The organism is Agrobacterium sp. BT-220-3 (assembly GCF_025910175.1).
Taxonomy (GTDB): Bacteria; Pseudomonadota; Alphaproteobacteria; order Rhizobiales; family Rhizobiaceae; genus Agrobacterium; species Agrobacterium oryzihabitans.
This window is the reverse complement of the sequence record NZ_JAPAIX010000001.1, coordinates 227,312-240,009: the sequence shown is the minus strand read 5'-3', so window position 1 is coordinate 240,009 and position 12,698 is coordinate 227,312. Positions and strand designations below refer to the sequence as shown.

The window sequence follows — 12,698 nt, the reverse complement described above, 5'->3', positions numbered from 1 at the left end:
GGATCCATCGACGTCGCTGTGGACCCTCGGGTCAAGCCCGAGGGTGACGAAGGAGAGGTCTCGACCTCTAAAAGCGCGCCTTAAGCGCGACAGCCAGGGCCCTCGTTCAAGTCCCCACGCCGATTTCGGCAAGCCGGGTCAGACAGGCTTCCTCGACATTGTCGAGTTCAGCAAGGGTCTCTTCGATGTCCTTGCGTTTTTGTCTGAGATCGGCGCGCTTTTCATCGACCTTCTTCATCAGAAGCACCAGTTGGCCCGATTCGCCGGGCGGCTCCTTGTAGACGTGAATAATCTCGCGAATTTCGGAAATCGTGAAACCGATACGGCGGCCGCGCAGAATCTCTTGAATAAGACGGCGATCCGCGGCCCTGAAAAGCCTCGTGCGCCCGCGACGCTCAGGGTGAATCAGCCCCTCATCCTCGTAAAATCGCAGGGTGCGGGTGGAAACACCGAATTCGCGTGTCAGTTCGGTTATGCTATAATACTTGTCCAAGGGCCTATCCGATTCATAATCGGATAATATTATTTGACCTTCACGTAAAAGTCAATTTTTGCCTGCCCCGCCTATCCGGAAATACCGTACCACCAGGTCGCGATACCGAGAAAGGCAAAAAAGCCGACAATGTCAGTCACCGCCGTGACGAAGACCGCCGAGGAGACGGCGGGGTCGGCCCCGAACTTGTCGAGAACCAGCGGAATGAGAATGCCTGCCAGCGCTGCCGCCAGCATGTTCAGACACATGGCGGTGGCGATGATGCCGCCAATATGCACATCCTGAAACCAGATACCGGCAACGACACCGATGGCGCAGCCGAACAGCATGCCGTTGAGGATGCCCACACCCGCCTCACGCCGGATGATGCGGGCGGCGTTGTGAATATCGAGGCTCTTGGTCGCCAGCGCCCGCACCGACACTGTCATGGTCTGCGATCCGGCATTGCCGCCCATGCCGGCGACTGCCGGCATCAGGATCGCCAGCGCGATGATCTGCTGGATGGTCGCATCAAACAGGCTGATCACCGAGGCGGACAGAAAGGCGGTCAGGAGGTTGACTGCAAGCCACGGCACGCGGGAGCGCGAGGTACTGACAATGCTGTCAGACAATTCTTCGTCGCCCACGCCGCCCAGTCTGAGCAGATCCTCTTCCGCCTCTTCCTGAATGACGTCGACCACGTCATCGATGGTGAGCACACCGACCAGCCGGCCGTTATTGTCAACGACGGCGGCGGAGAGAAGGTCATATTGCTCGAAAAGCTGCGCCGCCTCTTCCTGGTCCATCTCGGCCGGAATGGAGTGGTTCGTCTCGTGCATGATCGTTTCGATCTTCACCTGACGTTTGGCGCGCAGCACCTTGTCGAGATCAAGCGCACCAACCAGTTTGAAGGTGGGGTCGATGACGAATATCTGCGTGAAAGAATCCGGTAGCTCCTCCTCCTCGCGTAGATAGTCGATGGTTTGCCCGACAGTCCAGAACGGCGGCACGGCGACGAATTCCGTCTGCATGCGGCGGCCCGCCGAGCTTTCCGGATAATCCAGCGCCCGCATCAGCCGCACCCGTTCGGTGAATGGCAGTTGCGAAAGAATATCCTCGCGGTCCTCGTCGTCGAGATCCTCGAGAATGTAGACCGCGTCGTCCGAATCCAGCTCGCCGATACCGGCGGCGATCTGCTCGTTCGACATCTGGTCGACGATATCGAGACGGATGCCTTCATCCACCTCGGTCAGTGCCGTCATGTCGAAATCGGAACCCAATAGCCGAACCAGCGCATGGCGCTGTTCCGGCAGGATGGATTCGAGCACGTCACCAAGTTCCGACTCGTGCAGCCGCGCCACGTTCTTGCGCAGGAAAAGCAGGTCGCGGTCAGCGATCGCCGCCCCGACCATCGTCAGAAAGTCCGAGCGAACGGACCCGTCTTCGGCGTAGATATCGGAAGGTGCCTCTGCCGGCCTCAACTCTTCGGGCGCGACAAGATCGTCGTCACGGTCTGTCATCTGGCGTCCTCTTGTATTCAAATGCCGCAGTGCACGAATGCGCAGGCAGAATGGCGTTAAAAAGTATATTGTCAACAACCGGATAGGCGGAAAACAACAAGCCTCCCGACTGCGACGCAAATGTCATGAACCGCCGCTTTGCGAGACCGCGATTTAAGGACGCAACACTACTCGATGGCGCGCCAGACGTGCATGACGCCGCAATTCTCTCAACGCGTTGCACACCCCTGCCGTTCCACGGAGATAGCCGGAAGAGACCTCTTACCGTTCCCGGCAGCAGCAAGATAGAGATTGACATATGTCGTCCATAGGCGATTCTGAAACAGCTTTTTTACATAGGATCGGCCGCAGCGACCACGCGGTCGCGAACGCGATTTCGGGAAAGCCAAAGCAATGAGCAAGACGGATTTCATCGGCAAGGCATCGTCTGCCGCAGGTGGCTGGGGTGCGCTTAAAAGCGTCGGCAAACGGCTTCTGGAAACAGGAGCGCCGATTTCCGGCGCACGTACGCTGCTGAAGGCAAACCAGCCGGATGGTTTCGACTGTCCAGGCTGCGCCTGGGGCGATCCCGAACACGGCTCCTCCTTCGAATTCTGCGAAAATGGCGTCAAGGCAGTCGCGTGGGAGGCGACGGAGGCCCGCGTGCCGCCGGATTTTTTTGCCGCCCATACCCTGTCCGAACTACGCGGCTGGTCCGACTATGATCTGGAAAAACAGGGCCGCCTGACCAACCCGATGCGCTACGACCGGGCGACCGACAAATATCTTCCCGTATCCTGGGACGATGCCTTTGCCGAAATCGGCAGGATCCTGAACAGCCTCGACAGCCCGGACCGGGCGGAATTCTACACGTCCGGCCGCGCCTCCAACGAGGCAGCGTTCATCTATCAGTTGATGGTACGGCTCTATGGCACCAATAATTTCCCCGACTGTTCCAACATGTGCCACGAGGCAAGCGGCGTTGGCCTCAAAGCGTCGATCGGCGTCGGCAAGGGCACGGTGCTGCTGGAGGATTTCGAACAGGCGGACGCCATCTTCGTGATCGGCCAGAACCCCGGCACCAACCATCCCCGCATGCTGGGCGATCTGCGCCGTGCCGCCCTTCGCGGCGCCAAGATCGCCGTCCTTAATCCTATCCGTGAAAAGGGTCTGGAACGCTTTGCCGATCCGCAGGACAAGATCGAGATGATCACCGGCGGCAATACCAGGATCGCCACCAATTATTACCAGCCCCGGCAGGGCGGAGATATGGCCGCCGTGCGCGGCATGAGCAAGGCGGTCTTCGCCGCCGATGATGCCGCAAGGGCGGCGGGAGAACCCGCCATCATCGATTACGATTTCCTCGCCGAACACGCGGTGGAATTCGAGGCCTATCGCGCCGCCGTCGAGGCAACCGACTGGGAAACCATTCTCGACCAGTCCGGCCTGACGCGCGCCCAGATCGAAGAAGCCGCCAGCATCTACATGAATGCCGGTTCGGTCATCGCCACCTGGGCCATGGGTGTCACACAGCACCGGCACTCCGTCATCATCATTCGCGAAATCACCAATTTCATGCTGTTGCGCGGCAATATCGGCCGGCCGGGCGCCGGCCTTTGCCCCGTTCGCGGCCATTCAAACGTGCAGGGCGACCGCACCGTAGGCATCGACGAGAAAGCGCCGCCTGCCCTTCTCGACGCGCTGGAGAAGGAACTCGGCGTTTCCATGCCGCGCAAGCCCGGCCACAACACAGTGGAGGCTGTCGCTGCCATGCTCGATGGCAAGGCTCAGACCTTCATCGCGCTCGGTGGCAACTTCCTGCGGGCGACGCCCGACAGCCCGCTGATCATCAAGGCTTTTGAGAAGCAGAAACTCACGGTGAATATCGCCACCAAGCTCAATCATTCGCATCTGGTGCCGGGCGAAACCTCCTTCGTGCTGCCCTGCCTCGGGCGAACGGAAATCGATCGCAATTCAGCAGGCCGGTCGCAGATCGTTACGGTCGAGGATTCCATGAGCATGGTGCATGGTTCCGGCGGCATCAACCCGCCGGCCTCGGACGAACTGCGCTCGGAAGTCGCCATCGTTGCCGGCATAGCGGAAGCCACCCTTGGCAATGCGCATGTCAACTGGAAGGCGCTCGCCGATGATTACGATCTCATTCGCGACATGATCGAGCGGGTCATTCCCGGCTTCGACAATTTCAACGAGCGCGTCCGCGTGCCGCGCGGTTTTCATCTGCGCAACACGGCGGCCGAACGGCAGTGGAACACGCCGGCGAAAAAGGCGACCTTCTACACAGGCCCGCTTCCCGAACAGACAGAGCACCAGCAGGCGCTCAGCCGCGACAATCTTTTCGTGCTGCAGACCTTCCGCAGCCACGATCAGTACAACACCACGATTTACGGCATGGACGATCGGTATCGCGGCGTCTATGGCGAACGCCACGTCATCTTCATGAACCCTGCGGATATGGAAGCGCTCGGCGCCCATTCCCGCCAGCGTGTCGATGTCATCGGCGAATATGGTGATGGCGTGGAACGCATCGCGGAAAACTTCCGGCTCGTGCCCTACAATATCCCGCGCGGCAGCGTCGGCGGTTATTATCCGGAACTGAACGTGCTGGTGCCGCTGTCGAGCTATGGCGAAGGCAGCTTCACGCCGACATCGAAATCGGTGCTGGTTTCCGTCCGCCTGCTTGCCGATGCTCCCTTGAAGGCGGATGCTTCCTGATGGATGAAGAGCAATCCGCTGCCGCCTTCATGGCGGCGGTGGAGCAGATCCAGCAGGCATCCTCCTCGGTTCTTACCGCGACGGGTGCGGCGATCCTCTTGGCGATCTGTCAAGACATTGCCACCGACAGCCGCAGCATCGCAAACCGGCTGGGCCTTGCGCACGCTCTCGTTCTGCGCGAAATCGCAGCGCTCACGCCTCGCTTCGTGCGGGTGACGAAACGAGACGCCCGCACCCAACGCAGCTTTCTGGAGGCGACGGCGGAAGGACAGGCGCTTGCCGCGTTGCCCTCCCGAAACTGAAACGAACGGAGCATTCCTTGGCAATCAGGCCGATCCTGCCCTACCCTCATTCAGGCCTTTCCGAGACTTGCGGGCCAGTCACCGTTTTTGACGATCATCTGCAGGACCTGGTCACAGACCTGACCGACACGATGCGCGCCGCCCCCGGCGTCGGCATTACCGCGGCCCATATTGGCGTAAGGCAGCGCGTCTTCGTGCTCGAACTGACACCGGGAACAGTCCTCACCTACATCAACCCCGAAATTCTCAGCCAGTCCGCGAAAACCATGCGGCATATGGAAGGCAGCGTCTCGATGCCGGGCTTCACCGATGAGGTGGAGAGGCCATCCGAGATCGAGTTAAGGTTTCAGGACGCGGCAGGTGTGGAACATAACGAAACTGCCGAAGGCTTTCACGCCATCTGCATCCAGCATGAGATCGACCAGCTCGACGGCGTCTTCTGGCTGAAGCGGCTTTCGAAGCTCAAGCGCGACCGGCTGGTGAAAAAATGGGAAAAATCCCGCAAGCCGTAACGATCAGCCGGCAACCGACAGCACAAATTCCGCCTCGCCCTTCAGCGTGTTGCTGACGGTGCAGATATCCTCCGCCGCATGCGCCAGTGCCGCGCGGGTCGCCTCATCGAAATCGCCGGCAATCTCGATCTTGATATCGAAACGGACGATACGATAGGGCTCCTCTGCGGATTTCTCACCGGCAACGTCAACGGCAACGCCTTCGAAGCGGTCCAGCATGCCCATGTGGCTCGCCGCGATGCGGGCGCTGATCGCCAGACATGCGGCAAGCGACGAATAAAGAAGATCGAGCGGGTTGAAGCCCGGCTCCGAGACGCCGGTCACGATCTCAAGAGCACCGCCGGTCCTCGTCGAAATGGCTGGGCGACCAAGCCGCCCGACCCTGGCTGTCGCGCCAACCGGCCTCATCTTCACTTTCGCACCGCCCACCATTCAAAAAATCCTGATTTAATCGCACGCAACCGATCGCATGGAACAAAAACCTATCTGGCGCTTTTTACTCACACAACGGTGAACGACCGTTGAACCTTTATTTTACAGGGAGCTGGGACATATGGTTACATCTACGCTCGTCAGCATTCTGATCACCTTCCTGGTGATCGTGCTCGTCTTGTGGCTCATCGCACGACTGCCCGTGGGCGGCGGCGCGAAACAGATCGCGCAGATCATCGTCATCATTATCGGTATTATTTCGCTGCTGAAATATCTCGCCGTCTTCTGATGTCCCGGCATAGCGCGAACAAAAAAGGCGGCGAAAGCCGCCTCTTTTTTGCGTTACTGGCGCGGCTCGAACTGATAGGCTTTTTTAAGGGTAATGTCCCGAACGCTGCCGATGCCAAGAAACGGCGTGTTGTCCGCATCAAAAAGCGCCCTTCCCTTCGCCACGATCCAACGGGCCGAACCATCGGGCAGATTGACCCTGTAGCGCTGATCAAAGAAGACGCCGGTGGTGATACTGTCGAAAATCGCCTGCGCCACCTGATCGCGCATTTCGACATCGATTCTCTCGAGAACATCCTCGATCGTCACACCCCGCGACGCGACGGTTTCGGAAAACCCATGGCATTCTGCGGTGACCGCATCCATGATCAACCTGTTGTCGGAAATGCTCCACATATAATAGCCGAGCGCATTGTCTGAATCCGTTTTGTCCCCTTGCACGAAAACCCCCAGACATTTTTCCTGACAAAAGCTAACATCAGACCTCTAATATTCCACCCCTCGTTTTTGTAGGGGGAACCGCCCGACTACTGCAGCGTGCATCGATATCCACCGAAATTTGATGATGACCGTGACCGGATGCCGGCCTCCAGGCGGCGATAAATTCTGAAAAGATATCGTAAAGCCGTTCGCCTGCACCTACATAGCTTTGCGCTAAAATTTCGAAGGAGGCTAATATGCTGCGAACCGCCCTTACCCTTGGACTGCTGTCGGCAACCGTTTTTCTTGCTGGGTGCCAGACATGGGAAAGTCCATATCGAGGAAGCGGATGGCGGATGGATCAGGTCATGGATGGCGATCCTTATCGCGTCGGTGACGGCAACCATCAGGACAACGGCACCGCCTCGAATATCATTCGACGCTAGGCTGTCAGAACATCGCGTCCGGTCGGCGGCAAATCGATTATTTGCCGCCCCCAAATTCTCATAGTCGCCTGTGGATAAGAGACAAATGCGGCACGCATAGTCGGCACCAACGGAATTCTTGTTCTGGGAAGTGTGCTGGCAACCGATTGGCTAAAATAGAAAAAACCCGCCGAAGCGGGTTTCTTTGGTGCGGTCGAGAAGACTCGGAAAATTGACCTAAGTATATGATTTTATTTAATGTAAATGGTCCAATGCAGTGCATTTAACGGCAATATAAAACAACTGGTTACCGATCTGTGGTCCAACGTTTTCTATGTCCTGCTCGGTCAACGGTCGTTCCCCTTTACTACAATCTCTCCACAGAAAATGGGCTTTGTGGATAACCGTTTGCCTGTCCAATAATTGGGTTGGGAATGACGGGTGCATATCAATGGCCATCGCTCCCAAAAATACTCACGCCCGATTCCAGATATCTGTTCTTGACTCTCTGCTAAAATGAGAACATTCGTAGAACAAACGAAGGAATTGAAATATGGCCGACGCTGAAAAGATAATTGTCGTGCAGTTCAAAAATAGCCGTGGCGGTGTTGTTCCGGGCGAGATGCGGCAGGCGTCCAATCAAGCCTCCGCCGAGAAAATCGCAGGCGCAATGGCCCCTCGTCATGTGGGCGTTGCCGCTTATGCTGTGACGGTGGATGAGGAAAGCGGCACCATGGCAAACCCGCGTCTGCTCGTCTCGCACGGGCAAATTGCCGACTTGATGCCAGACTGATTTAACCGGCGCGGGGGCGCGCGTCTTTCAAAACAGGGAAAGATTTTGACACTCTGAGACAGGAGAATGAGAACGTGCGCCCAGAAAGACAGGAACCGGAAGCCGATCCGGTGGACCACATCATTGGATGGCACGATGGAGATAGCCGCGCTGCAATAGAGACCCTGATGGACGACATCCAGCATTTGCGGTTGCAGCTTGCGCTAGCGACGGCAGCAATGGGTAGAGGATTTACGAGAGGCTGGCTACCGAATGAAAACCGGGATGACAGCAAACGATAACGGCTACGAGTACAAGGAACTCGACAGAGAAAAAATATGGGTCATCTGCGAGGATTGCGAGATTCTTCGGTCGTTTGATGGCAAGGCGGTAAAAGCCGAGTTTACCGCCACCCCGGCCGCAAGCCCGCTCCGCATGATCGCACAGAAACTTATAGGCTGCCCGAAATCGAAGGAAGACTTCGGACCGCGATGCAGGATCAGCTACTATTGGACCTCCGAGGAACGATCAGCGAAAGCGGCGCAAGAAGAAGAGTCTGCCGGTGTGCGAGTGTTCGATCTACGCTCTTGGGAAGTTGTTGTAGCAGGTTGTGGATCGTGCAAGCATGTGACGGAGTTACCACGCTGGAAGCTATTAAAGATGGTCGGGGGTAATACGCCCCTCAAGGAATTACAGCCACGTCTGAAGTGCCGGAAGTGCGGCGAGAAGGGCGGCTCCTACATCACAATTGCAAAATTGCCGAGGTGAGCATGTGTAATCTCTACCGAATGGAAGACAAAGATTGGGTTTCGAAGTGGGCTCAGGACGCCGAAAGCCTGATCAACCTGATGCCGGCCTATCAAATGAACCCCGACCAGATGGGGCCGATTGTTCGAAACACGGCGGCCGGCCAGAAGCAGCTCGTGCATGCGCGCTGGGGCCTGCCTTCGCCGATCTTCATCCAGAAGAAGGCCGCCGAAGCAAGAGCGGACAAACTGAAGGCCAAGGGCAAGGCCGTCGATATGGATGAACTCATCCGAATGGAGCCTGACCGTGGCGTGACGAATGTGCGCAAGCTCAACCTGCCTCACTGGACGCGATGGTTCGGCGTCGAACACAGATGCATCGTCCCGGTCACAAGCTTCGCCGAACCAGACCCGGCCAGCAGACAGGAAGGCGGCAATGTGCCTAACGCCTGGTTCGCTCGAGACGAGGCAAAATCACTCATGTTCTTCGCGGGCATCCACGTGCCGCAATGGAAAAGCGTCCGCAAGGTGAAGGACGGGCTCACAACCGACGATCTCTATGGCTTCCTGACGACCGATCCGAATGATCTCGTTAGGCCCATCCACGAGAAGGCCATGCCCGTTCTTTTGTTGACGAAGGAAGAAACTGACGTCTGGATGCGGGCGCCTTGGGATGAGGCAAAGCACCTCGCCCGCCCACTGCCAAACGATGCCTTGATTGTGTTGTCACGTGAACCTTATGGCTCAACGATTGTTTCGCGAAGCGGAGAACCAGTCGAGCAAGGAAGGCTTTTATAACCGGCGGCCACCGCCAGATGAATGCATGTCGATGAGGAGAGCAAACCCACTATTCGGATAGAGGAGGAGGAAGATGCATATTCGCCCCTACATTCTCGAAAATCATGGTGTCTACCCAAAGGGATTTCTGGAAGATGGCGATTTCTTCGGAGTGCAGAAGGCCATTCACGAAGATTTAGATAAGCGCCTGGTCGCCGAAGTTGATAGGGAATCCAACCTCACCGCCTATTCGGGATATGTTGCCATGGAACTCTGGGCCGATGACGACGACATTCCGACCGGAGCGAGGATTCAGGTGTTGTTCAGCGAGCGCAAAGGCATCGCCGCCATTCTCTACGACCACCCCAACATTTCTGATGCCTTCATCGAGTGGGTGTTTTGCACGTCTCCTGACGAAGCTTTATCAGAATGGAAAAAGAAAGTCCGCTGGCCGCTGATTGAGACGTCGCGGGGTCCAATGGACATAACCGGAGACGCCTACCTGTGAGCGACCAGACCAATAAAGCCGGCGACGGCATTCACGAGAACCACTGGTGCGAGCATCCCGGGTGCAAGGAATGGGGCGGCTTTGGTTTCAGCCGGTCGAAGGCTGAGAAATCAACATGGCACTGCTGGGAGCACTACCCGCACAAGGATGAGCCTAAATCGGTCTCAGTTCCCCGGTGAAGCCTTTTCACGCTCCATACGGTCTACCCGCTGACGAAGGTCTAGTATCACGTCACGCGCGCCGTACACCGATCCTTGTGCCTGCTTCAGTTCATCAAGCTGGCGCTGCTGATCGGCATCGATGTTCGTCTGGCTCGTCCAAACCCTTTCAAGCTCTGCGCGAGGGACTTGCGCATCACGAATATCCTTGATCGATCCTTCCATTCGATTGCGGTCCTCAGCGCCTCTAGCCTGCCGCCAGTCCATCTCCTGACGCGTGACCACCTTTTCAGCCAAAACCGCTACGGCGCTCTCAAGCCTCGATGTGGACGAATTGATGGGCCAGTAAGCCAGCCCTCCAATCACGGTGCAGAAGGTGATAGCTACGCCGATTGCTGACCATTGAGGCTTGTTCCGCTCTGAGAGGTTGGACGAGAGAGCGGCTATGGAACTGCGCATCTCATTGGCGATGGCTGACATGCCGTTCTCAACCTGCTTGAACCCGGCGCGCATCTCTGTCTCGAGATCGCTTTGGCGCCGCCCGAGATTGGTGACGCGCTCGCCAAGCTGTGCGGTAACAGCATCGGTGTAACTGCGCTCAATGTTACCGTTGTTCGCCATATCGTCGTTTCCTGCCATTATCCCAGCCTGCATGCGAGAAAAAGAAAACCCCCGGCCGGTCAGGTCGAGGGCGGATTTCGTGGGTGTCGTCAATTAACTCTGGTGCGTCCCTTAATCCGGTCTTGCACCTCAAGAAGCACCATATTCAGCAAGTATATTAGCAGGCCTATGTTCGCCTGTTCCGCCAACAGCAACGCGGCCTTAAGGTGATCCTCAATCGCCATCAGTTTTGAGTTGTCCATTTTCAAATCTCCTAAAGTAATGGAGATTCTAAATGTTGCAGAATACTAGATCAGGGTGATGTCTCTTTTGCCAATTCATCGTCTGAAAAGACAACAGTGGCCAGTTCAATCAAGCCCTTCGTGCCAGTCCATGAGGCGTTGCCGCTTGGACCGATACCAGCTCGCATTGTCGTCATGCCGGTCGGAATTGCTCCAGACGCCACGGTCTTGATAGCGCCACCGTTCACGCATGATCCGAAGTTTCCGGACTGCACGCGAACGGCGTTCTTGACCGCTGTGCTGGATGCAGCACTCGCGCCGGTGTCCATGAGGTTCGTATTGCCGCCGATGACAGTACCGGCGGTCACAACATGACCCCCGATGTACAGAGTGCCGCCAATGTTCCACCAGTAGTTTGACCGGGCCATGTTATTGGCGGTCCCGTCATCAACGAAGGCGAGTGTTTCCGTGCTGCCACTTCCCAAAGCTGCCGCCCTAGTTACACCGCTTGACAGAAGGGTAAACGCGGAAGGAACCGTAAGGGATGCTGCGTGGCCTGTAGACGAAGATGTGAGCGCGCCAGCAGAAACGGCAGCAGCAATCGTCGCATAAGCCGTACCGTTCACGTATGCGCGGTTGTTGGTGTAATCGATTGCTGCCAATACCTGCCGGTGCCACCAGCCGCCGCTGAGGCACTGGAGGGTTGGCGTGTAAGCGGAATATTGAAGACCTGATGCCCCGCGAGACTTGGCGCGGACGCGAACATTGACGTTGCGGATACCGGGAACACGGCCGGTGATAATCTCACCCGGCATTTGCCCTTCTGATGGCAGGAGTTCATAGACCGTCCACGCGCCGCCGAGATCGGCATCCTGAATCTCGAGATCATAGCCGGGGGCATAGGTCGGGGGCACAACGAAAGAATAGTTGTTGCCGACGATCTGGAAGTTGACAGGAGTGGCCGGCGCTGACGCATAGAGAGACGCGATATAGGGCTGCAACTGCGCACCCTTGGCGCCTGCCTTCCGTTGACCGGCTGCCGTGAAGTGAACACCTGCGCCACCAACACCGCTATCGTCATCACCAGTGACGGCGCCCGCAAAGATCACGCGGGGAAGATCAAGCGCCAGTTCGCGATGAGCAAGATCGATGTTCCGCTTACCGACCGGCGAGCTGGCCGTGATCAGCATCCGGTGGATGATGACTTCCGCCTGCTCCGCGCCGGGGATGGCGCGCAAACCGTTTACCAGAGCGGTGAAGGTCGACTTATAAACGTCCTTCGAAATCGCCGTGTCATTCTCACCCTGCAGCCAAGACAGGATGACCTTTGCTCCGGGGTAAAGAGCCAGCGCCTTTGTCACGCGATCAATCATATCCTGATAGGAAATACCGGCGTTGCCGCCGCCTGTCTTTGCGGGGTCCCAATAAGGATTTCCGGTCCCAGCGCAAAGACCCGTGGATGGCACTGCAACAGGCAGAACGACGATTTTCTTTCCTGATGCCAACCGTCGAGAAATAAACTTCACTATCTGAATTGCCGGAGATGGATTGCCGCCCCAACCATTACCGACACCGAACAGCGTTGCGGATGGCGGCTGAACAGGAGCGCTTACGGCAGTCGCTCCAGCAGACAGTACAACGGCGTTATCTGGGAAGCGGTCAAGCGTAGCATCGGGAGTTGCGCCGGAACCGTTGACTTGGTTGCTTTGCCCAGCCGCAATGATGACTACGTCGGTGGCAATGTCGGGAGTGACAATCAGCGTCGGCGGCACCAGCGGCCAATTATTCAGGATCGCGCGAGATGGCATTGGT

The 12,698-nt window shown here is 57.3% G+C and carries 15 protein-coding genes; 8 read left to right on the top strand and 7 right to left on the bottom strand.

The genetic code is table 11. The annotated features are described in order from the left end of the window. Positions 1 to 106: 106 nt before the first annotated feature. Together OK142_RS01365 and mgtE are read right to left on the bottom strand one after the other, a co-directional pair. The gene (locus tag OK142_RS01365; protein ID WP_003495942.1) at positions 107 to 493 is read right to left on the bottom strand and encodes a MerR family transcriptional regulator; all 387 of its coding nucleotides are present in this window, start codon (positions 491 to 493) and stop codon (positions 107 to 109) included. Positions 494 to 564: 71 nt separating this feature from the next. After that, positions 565 to 1,992, bottom strand: a complete 1,428-nt coding sequence (gene mgtE, locus OK142_RS01360; RefSeq protein ID WP_003495940.1) for a magnesium transporter — start codon at positions 1,990 to 1,992, stop codon at positions 565 to 567. A 393-nt stretch (positions 1,993 to 2,385) separates the two neighbouring features. Here mgtE and OK142_RS01355 point away from each other — a divergent pair, with 393 nt between their 5' ends. From OK142_RS01355 to OK142_RS01345, 3 genes are read left to right on the top strand one after another with little or no spacing between them, the layout of a single operon-like run. After that, positions 2,386 to 4,704, top strand: coding sequence for an FdhF/YdeP family oxidoreductase (locus tag OK142_RS01355; protein ID WP_498680792.1), 2,319 nt, complete (start codon positions 2,386 to 2,388; stop codon positions 4,702 to 4,704). Next, a complete protein-coding gene (locus tag OK142_RS01350) occupies positions 4,704 to 5,006 on the top strand; it encodes a hypothetical protein (RefSeq protein WP_498680791.1) in 303 nt (100 codons plus the stop codon). Before OK142_RS01355 ends, OK142_RS01350 begins: the two co-directional genes overlap by 1 nt. A 17-nt stretch (positions 5,007 to 5,023) precedes the next feature. Beyond that, entirely contained in the window at positions 5,024 to 5,518 is a 495-nt protein-coding gene (locus tag OK142_RS01345; protein ID WP_498680790.1) for a peptide deformylase, read from the top strand. Positions 5,519 to 5,521: 3 nt separating this feature from the next. On the opposite strand, the gene OK142_RS01340 is transcribed toward OK142_RS01345, so the two are convergent. After that, positions 5,522 to 5,950, bottom strand: coding sequence for an OsmC family protein (locus OK142_RS01340; protein WP_498680789.1), 429 nt, complete (start codon positions 5,948 to 5,950; stop codon positions 5,522 to 5,524). 121 nt (positions 5,951 to 6,071) lie between these two features. Between OK142_RS01340 and OK142_RS01335 the strand changes: the two genes are divergently transcribed. Beyond that, positions 6,072 to 6,239 carry a Thivi_2564 family membrane protein gene (locus OK142_RS01335; RefSeq protein WP_003495928.1) on the top strand — a complete coding sequence of 56 codons (168 nt, stop codon included), beginning with the start codon at positions 6,072 to 6,074 and terminating at the stop codon, positions 6,237 to 6,239. Positions 6,240 to 6,292: 53 nt separating this feature from the next. Here the strand turns inward: OK142_RS01335 and OK142_RS01330 are convergent, their stop codons facing one another. Then, positions 6,293 to 6,679: a PAS domain-containing protein gene (locus tag OK142_RS01330; RefSeq protein WP_003495926.1), complete on the bottom strand. Its 387-nt coding sequence runs from the start codon at positions 6,677 to 6,679 to the stop codon at positions 6,293 to 6,295. Positions 6,680 to 7,636: 957 nt separating this feature from the next. Here OK142_RS01330 and OK142_RS01325 point away from each other — a divergent pair. The 4 genes from OK142_RS01325 to OK142_RS01310 all read left to right on the top strand — a co-directional run bounded on the left by OK142_RS01325 (position 7,637) and on the right by OK142_RS01310 (position 9,886). Further along, complete coding sequence (locus OK142_RS01325; RefSeq protein ID WP_498680788.1) at positions 7,637 to 7,876, top strand: hypothetical protein; 240 nt, start codon at positions 7,637 to 7,639, stop codon at positions 7,874 to 7,876. Between the two features lie 264 nt (positions 7,877 to 8,140). Continuing rightward, positions 8,141 to 8,623: a hypothetical protein gene (locus OK142_RS01320; RefSeq protein WP_498680787.1), complete on the top strand. Its 483-nt coding sequence runs from the start codon at positions 8,141 to 8,143 to the stop codon at positions 8,621 to 8,623. A gap of 2 nt (positions 8,624 to 8,625) precedes the next feature. Beyond that, positions 8,626 to 9,399: an SOS response-associated peptidase family protein gene (locus OK142_RS01315; protein ID WP_498680786.1), complete on the top strand. Its 774-nt coding sequence runs from the start codon at positions 8,626 to 8,628 to the stop codon at positions 9,397 to 9,399. 73 nt (positions 9,400 to 9,472) lie between these two features. Further along, entirely contained in the window at positions 9,473 to 9,886 is a 414-nt protein-coding gene (locus OK142_RS01310; protein ID WP_498680785.1) for a hypothetical protein, read from the top strand. 164 nt (positions 9,887 to 10,050) lie between these two features. Here OK142_RS01310 and OK142_RS01305 read toward each other — a convergent pair whose 3' ends face one another. The 3 genes from OK142_RS01305 to OK142_RS01295 form a co-directional block, all read right to left on the bottom strand. Continuing rightward, positions 10,051 to 10,665: a hypothetical protein gene (locus OK142_RS01305; protein ID WP_498680784.1), complete on the bottom strand. Its 615-nt coding sequence runs from the start codon at positions 10,663 to 10,665 to the stop codon at positions 10,051 to 10,053. Positions 10,666 to 10,754: 89 nt separating this feature from the next. Beyond that, positions 10,755 to 10,907, bottom strand: a complete 153-nt coding sequence (locus OK142_RS01300) for a hypothetical protein (protein WP_498680783.1) — start codon at positions 10,905 to 10,907, stop codon at positions 10,755 to 10,757. A 50-nt stretch (positions 10,908 to 10,957) separates the two neighbouring features. Beyond that, complete coding sequence (locus OK142_RS01295) at positions 10,958 to 12,694, bottom strand: sialate O-acetylesterase (RefSeq protein ID WP_498680782.1); 1,737 nt, start codon at positions 12,692 to 12,694, stop codon at positions 10,958 to 10,960. Positions 12,695 to 12,698: the final 4 nt, after the last annotated feature.